At 51.4% G+C, this 23,858-nt stretch carries 21 protein-coding genes; 2 read left to right on the top strand and 19 right to left on the bottom strand.

The window, feature by feature from the left end; genetic code table 11:
• Window positions 1-15 precede the first annotated feature (15 nt).
• From AB4876_RS06880 to AB4876_RS06870, 3 genes are read right to left on the bottom strand one after another with little or no spacing between them, the layout of a single operon-like run.
• Window positions 16-330, bottom strand: a complete 315-nt coding sequence (locus AB4876_RS06880; RefSeq protein ID WP_368380916.1) for a tetratricopeptide repeat protein — start codon at window positions 328-330, stop codon at window positions 16-18.
• A gap of 43 nt (window positions 331-373) precedes the next feature.
• The gene (locus AB4876_RS06875; RefSeq protein WP_368380915.1) at window positions 374-1,600 is read right to left on the bottom strand and encodes a heme biosynthesis protein HemY; all 1,227 of its coding nucleotides are present in this window, start codon (window positions 1,598-1,600) and stop codon (window positions 374-376) included.
• Entirely contained in the window at window positions 1,597-2,592 is a 996-nt protein-coding gene (locus tag AB4876_RS06870; RefSeq protein ID WP_368380914.1) for a uroporphyrinogen-III C-methyltransferase, read from the bottom strand. Before AB4876_RS06870 ends, AB4876_RS06875 begins: the two co-directional genes overlap by 4 nt.
• Between AB4876_RS06870 and AB4876_RS06865 the strand changes: the two genes are divergently transcribed.
• Window positions 2,585-2,788, top strand: a complete 204-nt coding sequence (locus AB4876_RS06865) for a hypothetical protein (protein ID WP_368380913.1) — start codon at window positions 2,585-2,587, stop codon at window positions 2,786-2,788. The genes AB4876_RS06870 and AB4876_RS06865 overlap by 8 nt on opposite strands.
• 27 nt (window positions 2,789-2,815) lie before the next feature.
• Here the strand turns inward: AB4876_RS06865 and AB4876_RS06860 are convergent, their stop codons facing one another.
• The 5 genes from AB4876_RS06860 to AB4876_RS06840 all read right to left on the bottom strand — a co-directional run bounded on the left by AB4876_RS06860 (window position 2,816) and on the right by AB4876_RS06840 (window position 8,274).
• Entirely contained in the window at window positions 2,816-3,607 is a 792-nt protein-coding gene (locus tag AB4876_RS06860) for a uroporphyrinogen-III synthase (protein WP_368380912.1), read from the bottom strand.
• On the bottom strand, window positions 3,585-4,535 hold the full coding sequence (gene hemC, locus AB4876_RS06855; protein ID WP_368380911.1) for a hydroxymethylbilane synthase: 951 nt from the start codon (window positions 4,533-4,535) through the stop codon (window positions 3,585-3,587). The genes AB4876_RS06860 and hemC overlap by 23 nt, the downstream gene beginning before the upstream one ends.
• Window positions 4,536-4,724: 189 nt before the next feature.
• The gene (locus AB4876_RS06850) at window positions 4,725-5,471 is read right to left on the bottom strand and encodes a LytR/AlgR family response regulator transcription factor (RefSeq protein WP_368380910.1); all 747 of its coding nucleotides are present in this window, start codon (window positions 5,469-5,471) and stop codon (window positions 4,725-4,727) included.
• On the bottom strand, window positions 5,468-6,547 hold the full coding sequence (locus tag AB4876_RS06845) for a sensor histidine kinase (protein WP_368380909.1): 1,080 nt from the start codon (window positions 6,545-6,547) through the stop codon (window positions 5,468-5,470). Before AB4876_RS06845 ends, AB4876_RS06850 begins: the two co-directional genes overlap by 4 nt.
• A 92-nt stretch (window positions 6,548-6,639) precedes the next feature.
• Window positions 6,640-8,274 carry a beta-helix domain-containing protein gene (locus tag AB4876_RS06840; RefSeq protein WP_368380908.1) on the bottom strand — a complete coding sequence of 545 codons (1,635 nt, stop codon included), beginning with the start codon at window positions 8,272-8,274 and terminating at the stop codon, window positions 6,640-6,642.
• Window positions 8,275-8,469: 195 nt separating this feature from the next.
• On the opposite strand from AB4876_RS06840, the gene argH reads away from it, so the two are divergent.
• A complete protein-coding gene (gene argH, locus AB4876_RS06835; protein ID WP_368380907.1) occupies window positions 8,470-9,870 on the top strand; it encodes an argininosuccinate lyase in 1,401 nt (466 codons plus the stop codon).
• A gap of 992 nt (window positions 9,871-10,862) precedes the next feature.
• Here argH and AB4876_RS06830 read toward each other — a convergent pair.
• The 11 genes from AB4876_RS06830 to rfbA form a co-directional block, all read right to left on the bottom strand.
• Window positions 10,863-11,159: a GIY-YIG nuclease family protein gene (locus AB4876_RS06830; protein ID WP_368381122.1), complete on the bottom strand. Its 297-nt coding sequence runs from the start codon at window positions 11,157-11,159 to the stop codon at window positions 10,863-10,865.
• Between the two features lie 637 nt (window positions 11,160-11,796).
• The gene (locus AB4876_RS06825; protein WP_368380906.1) at window positions 11,797-13,134 is read right to left on the bottom strand and encodes a UDP-glucose dehydrogenase family protein; all 1,338 of its coding nucleotides are present in this window, start codon (window positions 13,132-13,134) and stop codon (window positions 11,797-11,799) included.
• Between the two features lie 596 nt (window positions 13,135-13,730).
• The gene (locus AB4876_RS06820; RefSeq protein WP_368380905.1) at window positions 13,731-15,155 is read right to left on the bottom strand and encodes a mannose-1-phosphate guanylyltransferase/mannose-6-phosphate isomerase; all 1,425 of its coding nucleotides are present in this window, start codon (window positions 15,153-15,155) and stop codon (window positions 13,731-13,733) included.
• A gap of 147 nt (window positions 15,156-15,302) precedes the next feature.
• The gene (locus AB4876_RS06815) at window positions 15,303-16,484 is read right to left on the bottom strand and encodes a DUF1501 domain-containing protein (protein ID WP_368380904.1); all 1,182 of its coding nucleotides are present in this window, start codon (window positions 16,482-16,484) and stop codon (window positions 15,303-15,305) included.
• On the bottom strand, window positions 16,469-17,944 hold the full coding sequence (locus AB4876_RS06810; protein WP_368380903.1) for a DUF1800 domain-containing protein: 1,476 nt from the start codon (window positions 17,942-17,944) through the stop codon (window positions 16,469-16,471). The genes AB4876_RS06815 and AB4876_RS06810 overlap by 16 nt, the downstream gene beginning before the upstream one ends.
• A gap of 196 nt (window positions 17,945-18,140) precedes the next feature.
• The gene (locus AB4876_RS06805) at window positions 18,141-18,335 is read right to left on the bottom strand and encodes a UDP binding domain-containing protein (protein WP_368380902.1); all 195 of its coding nucleotides are present in this window, start codon (window positions 18,333-18,335) and stop codon (window positions 18,141-18,143) included.
• A complete protein-coding gene (locus AB4876_RS06800) occupies window positions 18,322-19,557 on the bottom strand; it encodes a glycosyltransferase WbuB (protein WP_368380901.1) in 1,236 nt (411 codons plus the stop codon). Before AB4876_RS06800 ends, AB4876_RS06805 begins: the two co-directional genes overlap by 14 nt.
• 6 nt (window positions 19,558-19,563) lie before the next feature.
• Window positions 19,564-20,979 carry a mannose-1-phosphate guanylyltransferase/mannose-6-phosphate isomerase gene (locus AB4876_RS06795; protein ID WP_368380899.1) on the bottom strand — a complete coding sequence of 472 codons (1,416 nt, stop codon included), beginning with the start codon at window positions 20,977-20,979 and terminating at the stop codon, window positions 19,564-19,566.
• A gap of 53 nt (window positions 20,980-21,032) precedes the next feature.
• Window positions 21,033-21,947, bottom strand: coding sequence for a dTDP-4-dehydrorhamnose reductase (gene rfbD / locus AB4876_RS06790; RefSeq protein ID WP_368380898.1), 915 nt, complete (start codon window positions 21,945-21,947; stop codon window positions 21,033-21,035).
• On the bottom strand, window positions 21,944-22,483 hold the full coding sequence (gene rfbC / locus AB4876_RS06785; RefSeq protein ID WP_368380897.1) for a dTDP-4-dehydrorhamnose 3,5-epimerase: 540 nt from the start codon (window positions 22,481-22,483) through the stop codon (window positions 21,944-21,946). The genes rfbD and rfbC overlap by 4 nt, the downstream gene beginning before the upstream one ends.
• Before the next feature lie 18 nt (window positions 22,484-22,501).
• Window positions 22,502-23,386: a glucose-1-phosphate thymidylyltransferase RfbA gene (gene rfbA / locus AB4876_RS06780; protein WP_368380896.1), complete on the bottom strand. Its 885-nt coding sequence runs from the start codon at window positions 23,384-23,386 to the stop codon at window positions 22,502-22,504.
• Window positions 23,387-23,858: the final 472 nt, after the last annotated feature.

Raw genomic sequence — 23,858 nt, 5'->3', positions numbered from 1 at the left:
AGACGGATGCTGCTCCTATTCCGTCTTGTTAAGTTTTTTCAAAAACACCGTAATTTCTTTTTCAGTTTGCTTATCGCCGGAGCTTTGTGCCGCTAGCAAGCCGCGCTGCCAAGCGGAGGCCGCAGCGATGGGCGCACCGGCTTGCAGCTGTGACTTACCAAGCAACTTCCACGCCGCCGAGTAACTTGGGTCGAGCTCAACACAGTGTTGAAATTGCGCAATGGCATCGCTAAAACGGTCGGCATCAAAATAGGCTTTGCCCAAGCCAAAACGAAGCATTGGGCTGTCCATACCTTTGGCCAACATTTTTTCCAAGGCGTCTATATTCAAAATATCTCCTGTGTTTTGTGGCTCGCAAAGCAAATCGCAGGCTTTAAGCGCTGCGATTGCTTAATGATGGCTGGGGCAAACTCGGTAGCGACTGGCTTTGCAGCTGCAATGCCTCTTGAGTAAAGCGCTCTGCCGCCGCTGGCTCGTCCAAATTGCTCATTAGGCGACCCAGCTCAAAACACACCTCCGCATTGGGGCTGCGCTGATACGCCTGCTCAAAGTACTCCCGCGCCTTGCCCCACAGCTCGTTGCGCAACGATAAGCGGCCTAAGGTGAGCAATAACACCGGATCGTCACTGTGGTCTTTCTGCCACGCCTCAGCGGCACTCAATTGCTTAGCCACATCGCTGCCCGCGATCAAACCATAGAATTTAAGTAAGTCGCTGTGCCATTGTAGTTTTAAAGACTGGCGCAGTAATTTTTCTGCGCCACTAGAATCCCCAGCGGCAACCAATACTCGGCTATAAGCCAGCAGCAAGCCGGCATCTTTGTGCCAGCTGCGCGGCACATGCTTCCACCACTGCTGCAATCCCGTTACGTCGCCCTGCTGAGCGAGATGTTCAAGCTGGCCCATTAAGGCCTCGCGCTCTAACTCGGCGAGGCGCTCTTCACTTAAGCCGCTGTGTTTGCGCAAATCGGGAATCAAGGCTAACAGCGAACCCCAGTCGCGCAGTCCGATATACACTTTCTTTAACAAGGTCAGCACCGAGGGATGGCGCTCAGCATTGCGTCGCGCCCGCGTTAAGGTGGCCAGCGCCTCTTCCAGCTGACCATTTTCGACCTGCATCTCGGCTTGGGTCAGAGCCACCGCAATACTGGCCTTATTGCTGGTCTCTTCGGCTAAACCCAAATAGTGGCGGCTGCCAGAGGCATCGCCCAGTTGATTGCTGGCCCGCGCCGCCAATAGGTAATTGATCAGTGGCGTCTCGGTGTCTTTGGCGGAATCGGTAAGTAATTTACGCGATTTTGCCCAGTTTCCCTCGATAAACGCAATCATGCCCAAGGTGGTGTGGCTGCGACCGCGCGCAGCTCTGCGCACACTCCAAAATGAACCAATGCTGTCGCCCACTTTGGCGCCGCGGCGCAAGCTTGCAAAGATAAACATCACCAGCAGCAAAAATACCGTGAGCACGGCCAGACCAACCCAGATGGTCATTTCAACCGTGGTTTGGCCGTAGGCAATAAGAATATAACCCGAGTCTTGCTGAATGGCCGCGGCCAAACCCGCCGCGAGCGCTAAGGCCAACAGTACCGCAATGAAAATTTTCATTTACGTACCTCTTGCTGCCAGCGGTGATTTTTTAAATACACTTTTAAGCTGCGCAGCGACCCAGAAATATCGGCCATTTCTGCGCTTACCGGCATCTCGCGCACGGCCTTGATCTGCTTTAGCAAACCGGCGCGGTGGTCGTCGAGCTGGTAGTACTCCTCCAGCCACGCGGCGGCTTTGTCTAAGGCCCGCCCGTACAATACTGGGCGATTGGCCAGCAGTGCCAACTGCGCCTGCTCAAACATAAGCCGCAAACTCGCCCGCAGTGCCGCTTCCTGCTCCGGCGCTAACTGCGCTTTAAAGTTTTGCTCGTGGTGGCGGATACGAATATAGCTGCGCAATTTATCCCAAGCGCGGCCCAAACCGCTCTCGAGACGCTGCTGCCATTCATCGCCGGTCTCTTCAACTTCTTCCTTGGTATAAGTTGGCGCCTGATAGAGCTGCAGTTTGCCAGCTTCGGTCGCCAAACCCTGGAGCGCCAAATAAATACCCTCTACATCAATATCGGCATTGTTGTGCAGGGCGCTAATTTCTTTGGCCAGCTCGGCCCGCACAGCGTGCAGAGCGGTATCGTCTAGCTCACGCAAAATCGCATCGGCGCTACTTAATAATTGGGCAGCGGCGCGCGGGTCGTGACTGAGTTGAGCGCGCTGATTCGCCAAACGCAGAAGGTATTCAACTTCGGCCAGCAACCAGTCGCGACGATCGACGGTGGTCAACGACTGCAGCTTGCTCTCTAGCTCTTGGCTGCGACTGTTTAGCGCATTGAGCTGCCCCAGGCTGTCGGTGCGCAGCTGCGCCAGTGCTTCGCGCTGGGCGGCGATGGCCGCCGTCATGTCTTGTTGCGAGGTGGTTAAGGTATTTATAGCCGATTGCAGTTCGGCCGTTGCCGAGGCCTCATTGTTCGCCAGCATATACTCTTGCTGGTATAGCCAAGCCGACAGGGCCAGCGCCAACAGCGCGACAAGCAGGGCGAGCAACGCAATGAGCACGCCCGACCGCTTAGGTTTTTCAGTTTTAACTTTGCTGGGCTTAGCATCTGGCGTTTTTGGCGGACTGCTCGCCGCCGGTGGAGGTGTCGCAGGTTTTCCGGCGGCAGCCGCTGCAGCCGCGCTCAATTCTTTATTATCTTCCGGTTTATCACCGCTCATCATTATCTCTCTGCTCAAACTCAAGTTAAAAGCTTAGCGCGCAGGGTTAGCGCCGCTGATGTATTTACTTAATTACATAAGCCTGTAAAGCCGCGAGTGTTGCTGGCGTACCAGCGTTTTCAGCCTGAATAACACAACTAAAGCCTAATTCTAGCGCCATTTCTGCAACCCGCTCACTAGGCACTATAACAGGGTACTCCGCTGCCATATTGCCCAGTAGGGTCTTAAAATGTAATAGCGTTTCACCACTATTTACACAGACCATGTTTATTTGCTGGAGGCGCAGTAGCGCCCGAAATTGAACACCGTCTATTTCGGGGCTGCTGCGCTGATAACACTCAGCATAGTCTACTTGGGCGCCGCGCGCAGTCAGCTGTTCAGCTAAATACTCACGCCCCCCCACCCCTCTAACGATCAGTATTTTCTGCTTGGCCAGCTGTTGCAAGCCTTCTTTTGCCAGCAGGCTTTCGCTGTTCATGGCGGCGCCATCGACATCTTCCACATCGAGGTCGCGAGCCCGCAACGCCGCTGCCGTCGCGGCGCCAATGGCATGCACTTTTACATCCATCGGCCACTGGGGCCAAAATTGCTCAATCAGCTCCATGCCATAGTGCACCGCGTTCACACTGATGAAAACAAGATGCTGATAATTATCAAGATTCATCAACAGCTGGCGGCTGCGCTGCAGCTCTGCGGCATGGGTGTCTGCCGCTAAGGGCGAGATGGTGAGCAGCGGCTGCACAAGTACCGAGGCCCCGGCCGCCGTTAACGCGGCCTGAAGTTCGGCACTGCGATCTGCCGGGCGGGTGATTAACACCCGCAAATCAGCAAGATTATGCAGGTTTGCTGTCGCCATACACCGCCTTCAAAATTGCGCCTGCGCCCTGGGCCAACAAATCTTCGGCTACGGCAACACCGAGCGCCTCTGGCTCGCTGCGCGGGCCCCGCGCTTCGGCGGTGAGAATAGTGGCGCCGCTGGGTTCACCCACCAAGGCCCGCAACCACAGCTGCTCGGGATTGCTTGGATCGGCAATTGCATAGCCGGCAATCGGCACTTGGCAGCCACCTTCTAGACGGCGATTCATGGCCCGCTCGGCCATGACTTGGGTGGCGCTAACGCTATTGTGCAAGGGCTGCAGCAGGGCGTTAACCCGATCATCGTCAGTGCGAGTCTCTACGCCAACCGCACCTTGGCCACAGGCTGGCAGGCTGGTCTCTACCGACATAAATGAGGCAATGCGCGCTTGCAGCTCGAGGCGAATCAGCCCTGCCGAAGCCAGCACAATCGCGTCGAACTCGCCCTCGTCGAGTTTGCGCAAACGGGTTTGCACATTGCCGCGCAAGCTTGAGATGTGTAAATCGGGACGCTGGGCGCGCAGCTGGCACTCGCGGCGCAGGCTAGAGGTGCCCACTCTGGCGCCCTGCGGCAGGGCGTCTACATTGGCGAAGTGATTACTTACAAAGGCGTCGCGGGGGTCTTCTCGCTCGCAAATAATCGCCAAGCCCAAGCCTTCGGGAAATTCCATGGGCACGTCTTTCATCGAGTGCACGGCAATATCGGCGCGGCCATCGAGCAGCGCTTGCTCTAGCTCTTTTACAAACAGGGCTTTGCCGCCAATTTTAGACAGCGGCGAATCCAGCAACTGATCACCACGGGTGGTCATACCCAGCAATTCAACTTGGAGACCGGGGTGGGCGGTTTGTAATTCTGCTTTGATGAACTCCGCCTGCCAGAGCGCCAGCAAACTTTCGCGGGTGGCGATGCGGATTATGTTATCAGACATGAGCTATTCCGTAAGACAAGGTGGGCCACCATGATACGTCAGCGGTGGCCCCGACAAAACCTTAAAAGCAGGCTGGCGAATAGCGTAATGAGCAAATTAAGCCGTGAGCTGCTTCACCCTATTGCTATGCACCTATTTAGCGCCAACGCACCACTGCGGGCAGTCGCACTCGCACTTGGTGCTTAACAATTAAGCCCGCGCGCTTAATCTGGCCCGCACTGCCGGCAAATGCCGGCGGCTAATATGCGGGCCATCGCTCATACCCTGTAAGCGCACCCGATAGCCGCCCACCCCAACCCGCTCAATGCCCTGCAAGTAAACCAAGGCCACCAGCGCATTGCGGTGCACCCGTATAAATTGATCGGCAAACTCGTCTTCTAGTTCTTTTAAACTTTCATCCAAGAGCAACTCGCCCTCGGGGTGCACCGCGCTTACGTATTTATTGTCGGCATAAAAATAACGCACCGCCGACACCGGCAGTAACGTCATACCCTGGGCGCTACTAATACACAGCTGTTGGCGGGGGCCGCTGCTCGTGGTGTCTTCACTTAGCGCGGCCAAGGCCGAGAGCTGGGCCTGATTGAGCCGCGACAAACGCGAGAACACTGCCGCGAGCTTGTCGCGCTGAATGGGCTTGAGCAAATAGCCCAAAGCGTGGGTATCAAATGCAGCCACCGCGTATTCATCGTAGGCAGTGCAAAACACCACGGCGGGTGCCGGATCGTATTCGCCAAGGCGTTTAGCCAGCTCGATGCCGTTCATGCCCGGCATCGATATATCGAGTAGCAAGGCGTCTGGCCGGCAGCGTTCAAACTCGCTAATGGCCTGCTCGGCATTGCTCGCTTCGCCGACCACCGTAATATTGTCTAACTCGGCCAATAAGCGCGCCGCGCGCTGGCGCGCCAAAGGCTCATCATCAACCAGCAACACTCTCACCGCGCGTTCGCCCTGCGCTCATAAGCCAAGGGGAAAGAAGCATGGGCGCGATAGTGACCGTCTTGACGGCTGGCGCCAAAGCCCGCGCGGTCGCCAAACAGGGTTTGCAGACGCAGCCGAATATTCTCATTGGCCATGCCGTTACCCGCTGGCGCAGCCGCGCCACTGGGTAGCGGATTACTAATCGCAATTTCGACCATATCGCCCTTGAGACGCGCTTCGACCACCACCGTGCCACCATCGGGCAATTGTTGGATGCCGTGCAAAATGGCGTTCTCTAATAGCGGCTGTAACAGCAGAGAGGGCACCAAGACTTTGTCGCCCAGCTCCGCCTGCTGCCAATCTACTTTTAAACGATCGCCAAGCCGCGCGTTTTCAATGCGCAAATAGCGCTCACACAAATCCCGCTCTTCCACCCAGGGCACCATGCTCATACCGCCCTGCAGGTTGGCGCGAAACAGCGCGGCGAGGTCTTCCACCGCCTGCTCGGCTTTTACCGGCTCAATGCTAATTAAACTGCTGATGCTATTAAGGGTGTTAAACAAAAAATGCGGGCGAATACGCGAGTGCAGCGCGTCGAGGCGGGCGTGCAAAATACTTTGCTCGCGCAGCCGAAATTGCAGGCTTAAATAAGCGTAGCGCATGCCCACGCCCAAGATCAGGCTCGCCACCGTGAGGGTGTCGGCAATATGCCAAAAATCAATATTCCAAGCCTCGCCCTGAATCACGCCGCTAGCCAACCACTGCGACGCCACGGTAACCACGGCAACCCACAACAGGCCAATCACAAAACTGATGCCCGCGGTGTAGGCGGTGCTCACCCGTTCAAACAGAGGTTTGCACCAGGTTAAGATCGTTGCCGCGCCCAGCAAACACCAAATAATGTACATGCCCGACATGCCCAGCAGATACCAATCAAAGTTTTGTAAACCCGATTTTAAGATGGTCAGCGACAGCGACAACAACACCGCCAACAAAACGATCAGCAGCAGTGATTGGGGGCTAAGAAGATCGCCAACAAATGAAATTCGGCGAATGCGGTAATCCAGTGGTTTATCAGTTTCGCGACGTTGCACAATGCCTGCCTATATCAAAGTTTACCAAGGTAGACATTGAGCATAGCAGGCAATCGGCGAGTCGCATATTCAAAAAAAGAGTGGTTATACAATCAGTTAACTGGGTAGCTCGTCCAGCCGTCGGTCCACATCGCCGCCACCCCCGGCCGAAATGCGCCGCAGTAGTTCGCCGCTTCATCCCAAAACTCGCCCTGGGGAACCGCCTGGGCCTTGTTTCTGGCCGGTGAGCTGGCGGCAAGGCGATAATCGTGATCGGCCTCACTTTGCAGGCGCTGCACAAATTGCGGGCTATTACCCAGCTCTGCCGTTTTAGCAAAGTACGCGGCCTCGTCAAAACCGCCGTCGTCGTTTTGCTCGCCGGCTTCATCGGCAAAGTATGCGCGGCCGCCGCTGCCAATATCGCTAATCAACAGACCGCCAAAACTCAGCAAACCCTGATCGATACGCGCCACCGTGCTGGGGTCTTTAATGTCGATGGCCTCGCCAGAAAAACCGTCAATCACCATATTATAAAAGTGACCGCCCGTACCGCGGCGCAGGGTCATGGCGCGCTGATGGCGCTCGCTGCTCTGCATACTTTGCAAGGTAACATTGTAAAACGTGGGCTCCGACACTGGCCCTGCATTGTGGTTAAACTCATCGTTATCGGCCTCAAAGGCGTTATCGCCAATACTGGGGTATTGCTGAACCTGTAAAAACTGCACCCGGCCGCTCCAGCCCATATCCCAGTCTAGGGAGTCGTCAGCCGCGCCGGTAATCAAGATATGACGCAGATCAACACTGCCACCAAAAATCTCGATGCCGTCGTCTAAGGCGCGGTGTACCTGCACATTGCGAACTATCGTTTTGCTGCCGCAGCCGCCCAAGGTCAGGCCATTTAATTCGTTATTGGCGTATACCTCGTAGCCGGCAAACTCGATGCGGGCGTATTCGAGTACCCCGCAATTATCACTGGCATCAACACCACCAAACATGCCCCGAGTATCACCGGCTGTTAAACCTTCAATCTGGGCGTCGGCGGTATTTACCGGCGCGTTGCCCAACAGCACCAAGCCACCCCAGTCGCCGGCCTTGCGCTTGCCCGCTGCCACGGCGCTGGTAAAGACAATCGGTTGGCTCGCCGTGCCCCGCGCCTGAATCGTAGCATCGCGGGTTATCAATAAAGCACTGCCCTCACGGCCTTGCACCACGGTGCCGGCTTCAATAATCAGCCGCGCACCGGCCTCGGCATACACAATACCGTCGAGCACCCAGGTCTTGTCGCTGGTCCACAGCTGATCGCCATGCAGCGAGCCACTCACCAATTTTGTACTGCTATACAAGCCTTTTACGTCATCGCTAAACAAGGCCGCGCCTATTAAGCCGCCCAATAACAATACCCCAATGCCCAACAGAGATTTGCGCATAGGCTTGCTTTCGGCCTTGGCCGCCTGTTTATAACCCACGGTCTCGGCAATATCGGGGTTCACCCCTAGGGCGCGGTCGTGGCGGCCTTGAGTTAGTGCAGAGTGAACATTAATACTGCGCAGGCCGACGCCCAATTCGCGAATTTCAGCGTTGCTGCTCACCGCCGCCTGCTCTATCAACTCTTTGCGGTAGTCGGGATCATTTAACAAGGTATTAAAATGGATGTAACGCACGCCCTTATCGCCCTGCTTGTCGTAGCTCAGCTTTAGCTGCCACAGCATTTCTACTAATTTTGCGCGGGGGGAACTGACGTCGGTCATTGCTCTTCCTTGGGTGAGGGCTCTATTTTAAGGAAAAACAGTATGGCCACGAGGTATGACAATTTTATTACGCATCGCTGCGCAGGCGAGCAGACGCAAAACTGCTATAATGGCGCCTTTTAGGCGTCTGAGGGCCACCTGCACCAGTCAGCGGGAGCAAGCCCTACAGCCAAGCAATACAGGAACAACAGCGCAATGAGTGACAAAGATCCGAGCATTAAACCCTGGGGCGGCCGCTTTACCGAGCCAACTGACCAGTTCGTAGAGCGTTTTACGGCCTCAGTCAGCTTTGATCAGCGCCTTTACCACCACGACATTAACGGCTCGCTAGCCCACGCCGCCATGCTCGCCAAAGTCGGCGTACTCACCACCGACGAACTCAGCAAAATTCAAGAAGGCTTAGAAGAGATTCGCGCCGAAATCCTCAGCGGTCGCTTCGAGTGGTCAGTAAGTCTTGAAGACGTGCACATGAATATTGAAGCGCGGCTCACCGACAAAATCGGTATTACCGGCAAAAAATTGCACACCGGCCGCTCGCGCAACGACCAAGTTGCCACCGATATTCGCCTGTATTTGCGCGACGAATTAGCCTTAATCGTTATCGAATTAAGCCGCCTCCAGCAGGGTTTAATCACCCTAGCGACCCGCGAAGCCCACACTATTATGCCCGGTTTCACCCACCTGCAAACCGCCCAGCCCGTTACCTTTGGCCACCACATGCTGGCTTGGAATGAAATGCTAGAGCGCGACTACAGCCGCTTCCAAGACTGCGCAGCGCGCCTCAACCAATGCCCACTGGGCGCCGCAGCACTGGCCGGCACCACCTACCCCATCGACCGCCACTACAGCGCCGAGTTGCTGGGTTTTGACCGCCCCACCGAAAACTCACTAGACTCAGTAAGCGACCGCGACTTTGCCATCGAATTCGCCGCCGCCGCCAGCCTGCTAATGACCCATATGTCGCGCTTCAGCGAAGAACTCGTGCTATGGACCTCGGCGCAATTCAAATTTATCGAACTGCCCGACCGTTTCTGCACCGGCTCTTCAATAATGCCCCAGAAGAAAAACCCCGACGTGCCAGAACTTATTCGCGGCAAAGTCGGCCGCGTGAATGGCCATCTAGTGAGCTTATTAACCCTAATGAAGTCGCAACCGCTGGCCTATAACAAAGACAACCAAGAAGACAAAGAACCGCTGTTCGACATCATCGACACCGTAAAAGACTGCCTAAAAGCCTACGCAGATATGGTGCCTGCCATTACCGTCAACGCCGACGTAACCCGCGAAGCAGCCATGCGCGGCTTCTCCACCGCCACCGACCTTGCCGACTACCTAGTGCGCAAAGGCCTACCCTTCCGCGACGCCCACGAAGTGGTTGGTAAATCCGTTGCCTACGGCATCGCCGAAAACAAAGACCTCTCAGAAATGAGCCTTGCAGAATTGCAGACCTTTAGCACCGATATTGAACAAGACGTGTTTGATGTACTGACCTTAGAAGGCTCCGTGAACGCCAGAGACCACATCGGCGGCACTGCGCCCAAGCAAGTACTGGCTGCCGCAGAAAGAGCCTTGGCGCGACTGAATTTGAGAAGCTAAAGCCACCTCATTTCCGTCATGCCGGACTTCTTATAACCGTCATGGCGGACTTATTAACACCGTCATACCGGCCCCCGAGCCGGTATCTCACCGGGCGGCACCCAATACACCTCGCAACACCAGATTCTGAATCAAGTTCAGAATGACAAAAGGCGGCGCGTCATATCCGCCTTGTTAAAATCGCCATACCGGACTCTTTATAATCGTCATATCGGACTTATAAACACCGTCATACCGGACTTGATCCGGTATCTCACCGGGCGGCACCCAATACACTTCGCAACACCAGATTCTGAATCAAGTTCAGAATGACAAAAGGCGGTGCGTCATATCCGCCTTGTTCAAATCGTCATACCAGACTTATTAACACCGTCATACCGGACTTGATCCGGTATCTCACTGGGCGGCACCCAATGCACCTCGCAACACCAGATTCTGAATCAAGTTCAGAATGACAGAAGACGGCGCGTCATACCCGCCTTGTTAACCTCGTATCGGACTATTTATAATCGTCGTACCGGCCCCCGAGCCGGTATCTCACCGGGCGGCACCCAATTCACTTCGCCGCACCAGATTCTGAATCAAGTTCAGAATGACAAAAGGCGGTGCGTCATACCCGCCATGTTAAAATCGTCATGCCGGACTCTATAACACCGTCATACCGGACTTGATCCGGTATCTCACCGGGCGGCACCCAATACACCTCGCCGCACCAGATTCTGAATCAAGTTCAGAATGACAAAAGCCGGCGCGTCATACCCGCCTTGTTAAAATCGTCATACCAGACTTATTAACACCGTCATACCGGCCCCCGAGCCGGTATCTCACTGGGCGGCACCCAATACACCTCGCAACACCAGATTCTGAATCAAGTTCAGAATGACAAAAGGCGGTGCGTCATACCGGCTTTGTTAACATCGTCATGCCGGACTCTATAACACCGTCATACCGGACTTGATCCGGTATCTCCCCCCAACCGCAGAGCACCCAAACTAAGCCAGCATCCCCGCATACAAATCCACCCACCCCGGATTTGCCGCTTCAATCAGCTCAATTTTCCACTTCCGCCGCCATCGTTTTAACTGCTTCTCGCGACTTATCGCGGCATACATATCATCAAACTGCTCAAAATAGACCAATAAATCAACGCCGTATTTTTTACTAAAACCAGCCACGACATGCCCTTTATGCTGCGCAACACGTACTAGGAGATCACTCGTCACCCCAATATACAAAACACCACGTGGCTTATTTGCCAGAATATAAACAGCAGGAGATTTCACACTCATCCATCCTTGGAATATTAGTGAATTAATATTGCCCTCATATCGGGCTACAAAGCACTTCATTCCGACCTACAAAGTACGTCGTACCCGGCTCTTTATAATCGTCATATCGGACTTATAAACACCGTCATACCGGCCTCCGAGCCGGTATCTCACCGAGCGGCACCCAATTCACTTCGCAGCACCAGATTCTGAATCAAGTTCAGAATGACAAAAGGCGGTGCGTCATACCCGCCTTGTTAAATTCGTCATACCGGACTTATTAACACCGTCATACCGGACTTGATCCGGTATCTCATCCCGCCGGCAGAGCCTCAAAAAGTACGCCACACCTCACCAGCATCTCACTGAGCTCCACCCAAAAACTACGAAACACCAGATTCTGAATCAAGTTTAGAATGACAAAAGGCGGTGCGTCATATCGGACTTATTAACACCGTCATACCGGCCCCCGAGCCGGTATCTCACCGGGCGGCACCCAATGCACTTCGCAACACCAGATTCTGAATCAAGTTCAGAATGACAACAGGCGGCGCGTCATATCGGACTTATTAACACCGTCATACCGGCCCCCGAGCCGGTATCTCCTCCCGATGGCAGAGCCTCCAACAACACCCCACACCAAGCGCTATACAAGCCTCTACCCCAAAACACTCCGCCCACGCCCTATACCGTAATACCCAATCCCTCGCGACTCTAACAAGTCTGGATCATATAAATTACGGCCATCAAATATCACTGGGTGCTTAAGACTCTCTTGTACCAAATCAAAATCCGGTGCTTTAAACGCATTCCATTCCGTGCACACCACCAAGGCATCGGCGCCATTCAATGCGGCTTCTTTAGTGCCCATTAAATTCAAATCACTGCGGGTGCCATATATACGCTGCGCTTCGTTCATGGCCTCTGGGTCATATGCTTGCACCACCGCGCCAGCCGCCCACAGTTTCTCCATCAATACTCGACTCGATGCATCGCGCATATCATCGGTATTAGGTTTAAACGACAAGCCCCACACGGCAATGCGCTTACCCTGCAAATCACCGCCAAAATAGGCTTCAACGTGGCTAAACAATTTCTCTTTCTGGCGACTATTAACCGCCTCAACCGACTTTAACAGCTCCGGCACATAGCCCACTTTCTCGGCAGTACGCACCAAAGCCTGAACATCTTTAGGAAAGCAGGAGCCGCCATAACCACAACCAGGGTATATAAAGTGGTAACCAATACGCGGATCAGAACCAATCCCCTGCCTAACCTTCTCAATATCTGCGCCCAATAACTCCGCCAAATTAGCCATTTCATTCATAAAGCTAATTTTAGTCGCCAACATACAGTTAGCCGCATATTTGGTTAGCTCTGCAGAGCGCACATCCATCACAATCAATTTTTCATGATTACGGTTAAACGGCGCATACAGCTCGCGCATTTTCTCTTCTACAGCAGCGCTATCGGTACCAATCACAATCCGGTCTGGTCGCTGGCAATCGGCCACGGCCGCGCCTTCTTTCAAAAACTCAGGATTCGATACCACATCAAAACCAAGCTCCACCCCGCGCTCAGCCAACACCGCTGCAACACAGGCGCTCACCTTATCTGCCGTACCCACCGGCACAGTCGATTTATCCACAATAATCTTGGACGATTCCATATACGTGGCAATGGTCTTTGCCACCGCCAACACATACTGCAAATCAGCAGAACCATCTTCATCTGGCGGCGTACCCACCGCAATAAACTGAATACGGCCATGCTTAACACCGTGCGCGGCATCGGTCGTAAACTGCAAACGACCCGCCTCGTAATTGCGCTGCACCAAGGGCGTCAGCCCAGGCTCATAAATAGGAATAATGCCTTTCTTAAGACTCTCTACCCGCTCAACATTAACATCTACGCACACCACCTCATGGCCAACCTCAGCCAAAACCGCAGCCTGCACAAGACCCACATAACCAATACCAAAAACAGTAACTTTCATCGAATCAGACCAAATTAAGCTGGAATATTGCAGAAGTGTATCACAGGGAAAGGAAGGCTAAATGACGCGGGGATGTAAGGGGGTTTTATACAATTATATTCAGTTATATCAAGCTTATTAAAACTTCTACGGGATCTATTAAAACGCCATACCCGACTCTATATTACCGTCATACCGGACTTGATCCGGTATCTCACTGGGCGGCACCCAATGCACTTCGTAGTGCCAGATTCTGAATCAAGTTCAGAATGACAAAAGGCGGCGCGTCATACCCGCCTTATTAAAATCGTCATACCGGCCTTGTCAACATCGTCATACCGGACTCTTTATAATCGTCATACCGGACTTGATCCGGTATCTCATCCCGCCAGCAGAGCCTCAAAAAGTACACCACACCCCACCTAATCCAGTATCTCACTGAACTCCACCCAAAAACTACGAAACACCAGATTCTGAATCAAGTTCAGAATGACAGCAGGCGGTGCGTCATACCCCCCTTATTAATAATCGTCATACCGGACTCTATAACACCGTCATACCGGACTTGATCCGGTATCTCACCCCGCCAGCAGAGCCTCAAAAAGTACACCACACCTTCAACCCTTAGGCACCCTTCCATACCTATCCTCAAAGCGCACAATATCGTCTTCACCCAAATACGAGCCCGACTGCACTTCAATTAACTCCAGCGGAATCACCCCAGGGTTTTCCAAGGCATGCACAACCCCAACCGGAATATACGTCGATTGGTTTTCAGTCAGCATTATTTCTTTATCGCCATTGGTCACTTTGGCGGTACCCGACACCACAATCCAGTGCTCTGCGCGGTGGTGATGCATTTGCACCGACAATTTTGCACCTGGCTTTACGGTAATCCGCTTAACCTGATAACGCTCACCATTGTCGATAGAATCGTAAACACCCCAAGGCCGATAAACATGACGGTGCTGCGAAACCTCACTGCGATTCTGAGCCTTTAAAGCCTCTACAATCTTCTTAACATCCTGCACCTGATCTTTAGCTGCCACCAAAACCGCATCATTAGTCTCAACCACTACCACATTGTCTAAACCAACGGTCGCAACCAAACGGTGCTCTGCGCGAATATACGAGTTAACCGTATTGTGGTTCAAAACATCACCACTGATTACATTGCCATATGCGTCTTTTTCGCCAATTTCCCACAACGAAGACCAAGCACCAACATCACTCCAACCCGCAGAGAGCGGCACTACCACTGCTTTGTCGGTTTTTTCCATCACCGCATAATCAATCGACTCATCGGGGCAGGCCTTAAATGCTTCAGCGTCAATGCGTAAAAAGTCCTTATCGCGCTGACGATTCGCAAACGCCTTCTCGCAAGCTGAATAAATATCTGGCCTAAACGCCTTCAACTCATTCAAATACACATCAGCGGCAAACAAGAACATACCGCTATTCCAATAATAGCCGCCGGCATCAATATAACTTTGCGCGGTTCCTGCATCGGGCTTCTCTACAAAACGCGAAACCCCGTACGCCCCGCCCTGACCAACTACCTCAGCGCCGCGCTGAATATAGCCATAACCGGTATGCGCAGACTCGGGAACAATCCCAAAGGTCACTAAACTTCCCGCCTCAGCCTGCACCTGCGCAACGGCAACCGCCGCGTGAAAGGCCCGCACATCATTAATCACATGATCTGCCGCCATAACCAGCAACAAAGGCGCTTTATCGCCAGCGGACTCAAGCGCATCAAACGCTGCCAAGGCAATAGCTGGTGCGGTATTGCGGCCAGCTGGCTCTAAAATAATAGAACTTAAAGCGGCGCCAAAATCCTGCGCCTGCTGAGCCACCACAAAGCGGTGTTCTTCGTTGCAAATAACCGACGTATTGCCACTACTCAAACCGTCGACCCGCGCAAGCGTGGCTTGCAACATGGTGTCTTCACCCGCTATTGATAAAAACTGCTTGGGGAAAGAACTTCGGCTAGACGGCCATAAGCGGCTGCCGCTGCCACCGGCCATAATGACTACGTGCATAAAGTAATCTCTATTGAATACTTATTACGTTGTACTCGCGCAAAACCGCCGCAGGCACACTTAGAGAGCAAAATGATACCAGCTTAAATAAGCCAAGTGCATGAATCTCGCATCAAAATCATCGTTATGCCTCAGCATAGGGAGTACTTAAGACAGCTTATCAAACAAGGGCAGCTTACCCTCAACGCCGTCAGCCAAACGGACATCTGGTTGCTCAAACCATTGATCTATTATCGTTTGGTAGAGCATCCTAAAATCGGTAGTAAATTGCATATTGGCATTATCTTTCACTGGCAGCAAAGGATGCTCACCAATATGCCCACTCTTAACCTTGCCCCCCATTACCAAATGCGTAGCGGCCGTGCCATGGTCTGTGCCACCAGAACCATTCATCTTTGGGCGCCGGCCAAATTCGGAATACGTCATCAATACAACATCGTCCCATTTACCCGCTCTTATCATTTCTTGTCGAAACGCACTGACTGCCGCACCCATTACTCCCAACAGCCGCTGATGGACCGCCTTTTGATTTCGATGAGTATCAAAGCCAGACAGGGCGACTTTGTACACAGGGATATCAACACCTGAATTAATGAGTAACGCCACCTCAGCAAGTTGTTTACCGAGCTGAGTATCTGGAAAGGGTGTTTTCACAGCAGAGGTATTACGCAATATCGGCAACAAATCTTTTGCTACTGCAGACAAAGTATTTTGAGTAGCCAACAAATGAGCGTAAGCAGCATTGTGCGGCGCGCTATTTTTTTTGAATTCTAGTTGACGCCCTTTCGCAACAAAGCCTTTAAGCAAGCCTTGTGCCTGCAACACGGTATTACCCAGCCCCGTTACAGGGCCTGCATTACGGCCCAGCACCAAAGCATCAATACCATACTTCGTTTTTTTAGTGGCGCCCGACGCCAACCAACCGTGTTCACCATACTCATCGCTTTTAGAGGCGGTATCCCATATTTCAATACTGCGAAAATGCGATAAATTGGGCTGTTCGTAACCCAAACCATGAACCAAAGCCATATCCTGATCTTGCCACGCAGGCATTAGCCCAGAAAGTGCGTTATGCAAAGCGAACTCATCATCCAGCTTTACACGCTCATCAGCCTGCAAATGCAGCTTTGGCCTTAAGACCTTGTATTGATCAAACTGTGTTAATGGTACAAAGGTATTCAAACTGTCGTTACCACCATTTAATTCCAGCAGAACCAGCACTTTATTGCGAGCCGCAGTTACACCGCCCCAACTCATTGGCACAACACCAAAAGCGCCAATCATAGACATCAACCGCAGTAATTCACGGCGCTTCATTTCAGCTGCCATACGGGGTTTTCCAAAAGATTGGAAAGAGCATCAACGCATTCAGACAAATCACGGTAATCCGCACGACTCGCTTCGTCGCCATCGACAACCGCCGCCTCCTTGTTAGCCATACTGAGCACCATAGTCTCCGCAGGCACAACACCCGCTGTATCATCTTGCACTCCCAACGAGGGAGTAGTTGCAGACGCTAACTCCACCGGCAAAGCCGCTAACTTAGCAGGCCCGCCGTCTGCACAGATAAATGCCAATTCTTTTTCATACCGTTGTGGCTGCAAGCCGCGAGTCAGCAATTCTCCAAATTTAATACGCTCTATGTAGGTTTGCCCGGTAATCCAATCATTTCCGCTAGGCCAGCCCTTCACATTAGGCGGGTCAAATAAGTCTTGTTCCATACGCCTCAACAATGCCGGTACAGACTCTGACGGCACCATACCCGGCAATAGACGGCTACCACCAACAACCAACTCCAAGGGCGACTTGGTCATTTTTCCAGCGTCATTCCAAAACGCCTTACTCATTAAAATACCCCGCACTAATCGCCGAATATTCCAATCCTTATAAAATCGTTCAGACAAACGCTCGATTTCCGCGTCATCTTCGGTACTAACAAATTCTAACCATAGCTTGCGAGTAATATGTTTCGCTGTTTGCTTTTGCTTAAGCAAAATCTCCACAACCGCATCTACGCCAAACACCCCACTTTCACCAAGAATTGTTTTCTCACCGTAATCATGCCGCTCAGGATAAAAGCGCGGTGTATAGTAGCGAGGATCAATCGACATTCCGGTTAAAGCACGAGCTACTTCTTTTACATCTTTTTCAGAATACTCACCAACACCAAGGGTAAATAATTCTAGCAATTCACGCGCAAGATTTTCGTTTGGCCTGGCCTTAAAGTTTTTATTATTATCTAAATACATAAGCATGGCAGGGTCTAAAAGCATACTATGCAATAAAACTCTAAAGTTACCCAAGGAAAATTTATGGATAGTACTATGCTGATTATAAATTAAAGCAGCATGAGGAACTTTAGTTAAACTGGAAGTAAAATGATTGTGCCAAAACAGTTCCATTCTATGCATTAATGCCGCGCCAGCACTCGACTCAACTAAATGCTGTGCATAAGCTTGTTTCAAGCTCTGTTTACATCGGTTTTGGTTTTTACGAAATGTTTGCCGCTCAATATCAGTAAAAGACTTTATTTCAGAATAAGGCCGAAGTAAATTTTGAGCGCACTCAGGTATTAAAAAATCAGGATCATTGTCATTGTCATTTAAATAATTACTTATAGCCTGCTTTTTAGACAGCGGTAACAGTACCTGCAACTCATTCAGCCCTGCCCCAGAGCCTACTCGCAAACTTAGTTGCACGGCACCAGATTCCGTTAAAGAATAAGCCCTAACCGGAAAAAGATTACAAGTAATAAGCAAGAAAAAAGCAGCGCGTCGAACAATTAACATGTCAGCACCTTCAGACCTATTGCGACGGGCAACGTTAAGAAGCCCGACCATAGGTATTGAGTATCATTTACCCCTAAGGTTCCGCCCCCAATCCCGAACTAACGAACACAATACGCATTACACCGAGTCATATGTGATTTCAAAATGGGCTATAAAGCCCTAAGTAACTTGATTTTCCGCCTACTGCAGACCTACCTTAAAATGCTCCGCCCCAGCCGATTCCGTAATAAGCTATGCCATAAGCCTCAAGGGTATCCGGCTCATGCAAGTTACGGCCATCAACAATAGCTGGGTGTTTCAAATGTTCTTTAACCACCTCAAAATCCGGCGCTTTAAAAGCATTCCACTCGGTACACACCACTAGGGCATCGGCACCATCACACCACGTCAACGCTACTCGTCAACCCTTCCAAGGTGGCCTCAAAGCTGCGCAAAACCTTATCTTTATCAATATGTTCAAGCGCATAAGCTGATGCAATATCATTTGGGCTGCTAAGATTTAAAGCCTTTTCAATACCAAGCACCAATGCAGCGACATCCTCTGGCTCAACCAGCTCTGCTATACCAGCATAATTTTTACACAAGAGCCCCAGCTCTGTATCTGCTTCTGCGGTTATTACAGAATTACCGCCAACGGCCATGATATTTGTCAGCTTTGAGGGTAACACAGCATCTGCAACACCCTTTTTCTGAATCACTAAATGGCAATCAGCACTAGCGAGTAGAGTAGGCAGCTGCTCTAAAGCCAGCAAAGGTGAGAAGCTTATATTTTGTAAACCACGCTCCAGTACTAAAGATTTTAATTTCTCCTTTCCGGAGCCATCACCGACTATAACAAAGTAATAGGGCTTATCTTTGAAGTATTCTGCCGCGTCAACAACTTGCTCTAAACCTTGCTTATCTCCAACATTTCCAGAGTACAAGATCATCTTGTTACCCGCCGGCACAGCCAAGCTATTTCGCAACTCCTCAGAGCAAACTGCACCCTTAAAAAAGGAGGTATCTGACCAGTTTGGAAAGAAAATCAGCTTATCTTCATCCACCGATTTTTGCCGAGCTTTATTCATCATTGACCGAGATATAGTAGACACTCGATCAAAACTTCGTAAAACTAAACGCTCGAAAACTCTTGCGAACTTTCCTACAAACCCTTCGTTAGCCATACCCAAGCCAAACATGGCATCAATCTCATAATCCTGAATATGCAATATACTTTTTGCGCCACATAACCGAGAGACCAGCGCACACATTGGCGATGAAAACAAAGAAGGAACCGGGTTAATAACAATATCTGGCCGCCAAAATAATTGGCGTAGCAGTAAGGGAAAGGAAGACAAAGCAAAACTAATTAAGTGTATAAGACGAGTCAAAGTAGTGATATTTTTTGGGACAAAAATTGGGCACCTATAAACAACAACGCCGTTTATTAGCTCCATTTTGTACACATAGCTTTTATAAGGTTTTTGCACTACCCATTGAGGATAATACGGAGGAGCGGTAACCACCCGAACTTCGTGCCCTTGTGTAGCAAACCACTCAGTCATTTCCCCCGTATATTTTCCAATACCCGTTAACTCTGGAGAATAATTCAAACCAACAACAAGTATTTTCACTAAGGTTTACGCCCGCCCATATCGGTCTTCAAAGCGAACTATATCGTCTTCACCCAAATACGAGCCAGACTGCACTTCAATCAATTCCAGCGGAATTACCCCGGGGTTTTCCAAGGCATGCACAACACCAACAGGAATATAGGTAGACTGGTTTTCAGTTAGCATTATTTCTTTATCGCCATTGGTCACTTTGGCTGTACCCGACACCACAATCCAGTGCTCTGCGCGGTGGTGATGCATTTGCACCGACAATTTCGCCCCCGGCTTTACCGTAATCCGCTTAACCTGATAACGCTCACCATTGTCGATAGAATCGTAAACACCCCATGGCCGATAAACATGACGGTGCTGCGAAACCTCACTGCGATTCTGAGCCTTTAACGCCTCAACAATCTTTTTAACATCCTGCACCTGATCTTTAGCTGCCACCAACACCGCATCGTTAGTCTCAACCACTACCACGTTGTCTAAACCAACGGTCGTAACCAAGCGGTGCTCAGCGCGAATATAAGAATTAGCGGTATTGTGGCTCAAAACATCACCACTGATTACATTGCCAGAAGCATCTTGATCGCCAATTTCCCACAAAGAAGACCAAGCACCAACATCACTCCAACCCGCAGCAAGCGGCACCACCACCGCTTTGTCGGTTTTTTCCATCACCGCGTAATCAATCGACTCATCGGGACAAGCCTTAAAGGCGTCAGCATCAATGCGCAAAAAATCCACGTCGCGCTGACGATTCGCAAACGCCTTCTCGCAGGCTGAATAAATATCTGGTCTAAACGCCTTCAACTCATTCAAATACACATCCGCGGCAAATAAGAACATACCGCTATTCCAATAATAGCCGCCGGCATCAATATAACCTTGCGCGGTTCCTGCATCCGGCTTCTCTACAAAACGAGAAACCCCGTAAGCCCCGCCCTGACCAACTACCTCAGCGCCGCGCTGAATATAGCCATAACCGGTATGCGCAGACTCGGGAACAATCCCAAAGGTCACTAAACTTCCCGCCTCAGCCTGCACCTGCGCAACGGCAACCGCTGCGTGAAACGCCGCCACATTATTTATAACGTGATCTGCCGCCATAACCAGTAACAAAGGCGCTTTATCGCCAGCGGACTCAAGTGCGTCAAAAGCCGCCAAGGCAATAGCGGGTGCCGTATTACGGCCTACAGGCTCTAAAATAATAGAACTTAATTCAGCGCCAAACTCCTGCGCCTGCTGCGCCACCACAAAGCGGTGTTCTTCGTTGCAAATAACCGAGGTATTGCCACTACTCAAACCGTCGACCCGCGCAAGCGTGGCTTGCAGCATGGTGTCTTTTCCCACTACCGATAAAAACTGTTTGGGGAACAAACTACGACTAGAAGGCCATAATCGACTTCCACTGCCACCAGCCATAATTATCGTATTCATATAATCGTCCCGTTAATCCATTTCATGGTGCAATCTAATTTCGTTCTTTACCGCTATGTCGCTAACGCTAGCAAAACACTCTCAACAGCAACCCGCCAATCGCTCGCATCTACACGGTGATCATGGCTAAGTTTAACTGTACTCAACACCGAGTACGCAGGCCGCTTCGCTGGGGTTGGGTAATCTTGCGTTGCAATGGCATTCACCACCGGTATGTTGGTTAAGACACCCTGTCGATGAGCTTCCGCAAAAATCGCCATGGCAAAACCGTGCCAGCTCACCGCCTCGTCGCCAGCATAGTGATAAATACCGTAGCGCGCTTCTGGTAGATTTTGCTCTTCACGCTCGTGCAATTGCCGAGCAACACTGATTAATGCCTGCGCGATATCCCCAGCATAGGTCGGGCAACCCACTTGGTCGGCAACCACACCGAGCGTGTCCCGCTCCTTTGCCAGTCGCAGCATGGTCTTTAAGAAGTTATTGCCATATTCACTAAACACCCAAGCGGTACGCATAATAATGTATTTTGTCGCATGGCGCTGTATGGCCAACTCGCCATCGAGTTTGGTTTGGCCATAGACCCCCGTTGGGCCGGTTGCATCCGTTTCGACGTAAGGCGTTTGCTGATTACCGTCGAACACGTAGTCCGTAGAAACATGCAATAAGGGGATATCAAATCGCGCACTGAGTTTGGCCAGCGCAGTGGGGCCGTCAACATTCACTCGCCTCGCCAAGTCTGGCTCAGACTCGGCTTTATCGACTGCGGTATAGGCCGCCGCGTTGATAATGGCGGTAACGCCTTTATCCGCGATGATTTTTTCCAGTACCACGGTGTCGTTAATATCGGCGTCTTGACGACTCAGCAGGGTGTGGGCAATGTTCTGCGCCTTGAGCTGGTCCGCCAAGCATTGGCCTAGCTGGCCATTGGCGCCAGTTACCAGCAGGTGCATTGCGATCTGCGCACTCATTGCTGGAACAGCTCGGCAAAGGTGGGGGCCTTACTGTCTTTATCCGACAGAGTTGGATTTTTTAGCGGCCAGGTGATCGCCATCGCCGGGTCATTCCAAATCAGGCTGCCTTCGTCACTGGGGTCGTAATAGTCGGTGCATTTGTATTCAAAGTCAGCGGTGTCACTGAGCACCACAAAGCCGTGGGCAAAACCCGGCGGCACCCAGAACTGGCGTTTATTTTCTTCGGAGAGGATTACCCCTTCCCACAATCCAAAGCTCGGCGAGTCTTGGCGAATATCCACCGCCACATCAAACACCTCGCCGCTGACCACCCGCACCAACTTTCCTTGCGGCTTGGTCTTTTGAAAGTGCAGGCCGCGCAACACGCCCTTGGCAGAGCGCGAGTGATTGTCTTGCACAAAAGGCAGACTAATGCCGGCCATCTCTCGGTAGCGATCTGCCTGAAAGGTTTCTAAGAAAAAGCCCCGATGATCGCCAAACACTTTGGGCTCGATAATCACGCAATCTTTTAACTTGGTTTTTATAACGTTCATTGCTGCCTCAAATTCCGTTTATTTATAGCCGTCGGCGACCCGCAGCAGATATTGGCCATAGCCCGTTTTCTTTAAGGCCTCACCTTGCCGCAACAATTGCTCTGTATTGATCCAGCCCTGTCGGTAGGCGATCTCTTCTAGGCAGGCAACTTTGAGGCCTTGGCGATGTTCAACAGTCTGCACAAATTGCCCCGCATCAATTAAAGAATCGTGGGTGCCGGTGTCCAACCAGGCAAAACCGCGACCCAGCACTTCAACACTGAGATCGCCGCGCTGGAGGTAGGCAAGATTCACATCGGTAATCTCTAGTTCGCCTCGCGGCGAGGGTTTGATATTGCGCGCAATCTCGATCACGTCGTTGTCGTAAAAATACAGGCCTGTTACTGCATAGGGCGATTTCGGCTTGGCGGGCTTTTCTTCAATGCTGATCGCCTTACCATCCTCGCCAAACTCCACCACCCCAAAGCGCTCTGGGTCGGTGACGTGGTAGCCAAAGACTGTTGCACCGGACTCTTTGGCAACGGCACTTTTAAGATTGTCTGAGAATCGCTGGCCATAGAAAATATTGTCGCCCAACACTAAACTAACATTGTCATTGCCGATGAACTCAGCGCCAATGGTGAAGGCCTGCGCCAAGCCGTCGGGGCTGGGCTGCTCGGCATAAGAAATACTAGCACCAAACTGACTACCATCACCTAATAAACGCTGAAAACCAGGCAGATCAGTAGGTGTGGATATCACCAAAATATCACGAATTCCCGATAGCATAAGCACTGACAAGGGGTAGTAAATCATCGGCTTATCGTAGATCGGCAATAATTGTTTGGAAATACCCATAGTAATCGGGTGTAAACGGGTGCCAGAGCCGCCCGCCAAGATAATGCCTTTGTATTTCTTGGTCATTGACTTTCCTTAAGCGGCTCGCCACTGCAAGCCGAATATAAAATAAAATTTTCGAATCATGCCGATACCGAAGTAAATTACAGCCACACTAAAGACTTATTAACGCCGTCATACCGGCGGCTACAAAACCGTCATACCGGACTTGATCCGGTATCTCATCGGGCAGCACCCAACCAGCTCTGTAGCACCAGATTCTGAATCAAGTTCAGAATGACTTCAAAAACATCGCCGCCATACCAAACTTAAAAATTGCGTCATACCGGACTTGATCCGGTATCTCATCGGGCGGCACCCAGCCAGCTCCGTAGCATCAGATTCTGAATCAAGTTCAGAATGACTACGTTGCAAATTCAGAATGACTAAAAAATTAGCCATCACCAATCCGGTCCAATTTATAATCCCCCGACAACACCCGCTGCCACCACTGGGGATTATCCAAATACCACTGCACGGTTTTGCGAATACCCGATTC

It is taken from the genome of Zhongshania guokunii (assembly GCF_040892635.1).
In the GTDB taxonomy this organism is placed as follows: domain Bacteria; phylum Pseudomonadota; class Gammaproteobacteria; order Pseudomonadales; family Spongiibacteraceae; genus Spongiibacter; species Spongiibacter guokunii.
Note: the sequence above shows the minus strand (reverse complement) of the source record. Positions and strands in the feature narration are given on the sequence as shown.

Bases quoted from the DNA above. Each gene is read 5' to 3' on its own strand.
- AB4876_RS06875 (WP_368380915.1), bottom strand. From the start codon at position 1,600: ATGAAAATTTTCATTGCGGTACTGTTGGCCTTAGCGCTCGCGGCGGGT.
- AB4876_RS06865 (WP_368380913.1), top strand. From the start codon at position 2,585: ATGAGCACGCCCGACCGCTTAGGTTTTTCAGTTTTAACTTTGCTGGGC.
- AB4876_RS06860 (WP_368380912.1), bottom strand. From the start codon at position 3,607: ATGGCGACAGCAAACCTGCATAATCTTGCTGATTTGCGGGTGTTAATC.
- hemC (WP_368380911.1), bottom strand. From the start codon at position 4,535: ATGTCTGATAACATAATCCGCATCGCCACCCGCGAAAGTTTGCTGGCG.
- AB4876_RS06840 (WP_368380908.1), bottom strand. From the start codon at position 8,274: ATGACCGACGTCAGTTCCCCCCGCGCAAAATTAGTAGAAATGCTGTGG.
- argH (WP_368380907.1), top strand. From the start codon at position 8,470: ATGAGTGACAAAGATCCGAGCATTAAACCCTGGGGCGGCCGCTTTACC.
- AB4876_RS06830 (WP_368381122.1), bottom strand. From the start codon at position 11,159: ATGAGTGTGAAATCTCCTGCTGTTTATATTCTGGCAAATAAGCCACGT.
- AB4876_RS06825 (WP_368380906.1), bottom strand. From the start codon at position 13,134: ATGAAAGTTACTGTTTTTGGTATTGGTTATGTGGGTCTTGTGCAGGCT.
- AB4876_RS06820 (WP_368380905.1), bottom strand. From the start codon at position 15,155: ATGCACGTAGTCATTATGGCCGGTGGCAGCGGCAGCCGCTTATGGCCG.
- AB4876_RS06815 (WP_368380904.1), bottom strand. From the start codon at position 16,484: ATGGCAGCTGAAATGAAGCGCCGTGAATTACTGCGGTTGATGTCTATG.
- AB4876_RS06810 (WP_368380903.1), bottom strand. From the start codon at position 17,944: ATGTTAATTGTTCGACGCGCTGCTTTTTTCTTGCTTATTACTTGTAAT.
- AB4876_RS06795 (WP_368380899.1), bottom strand. From the start codon at position 20,979: ATGAATACGATAATTATGGCTGGTGGCAGTGGAAGTCGATTATGGCCT.
- rfbD (WP_368380898.1), bottom strand. From the start codon at position 21,947: ATGAGTGCGCAGATCGCAATGCACCTGCTGGTAACTGGCGCCAATGGC.
- rfbC (WP_368380897.1), bottom strand. From the start codon at position 22,483: ATGAACGTTATAAAAACCAAGTTAAAAGATTGCGTGATTATCGAGCCC.
- rfbA (WP_368380896.1), bottom strand. From the start codon at position 23,386: ATGACCAAGAAATACAAAGGCATTATCTTGGCGGGCGGCTCTGGCACC.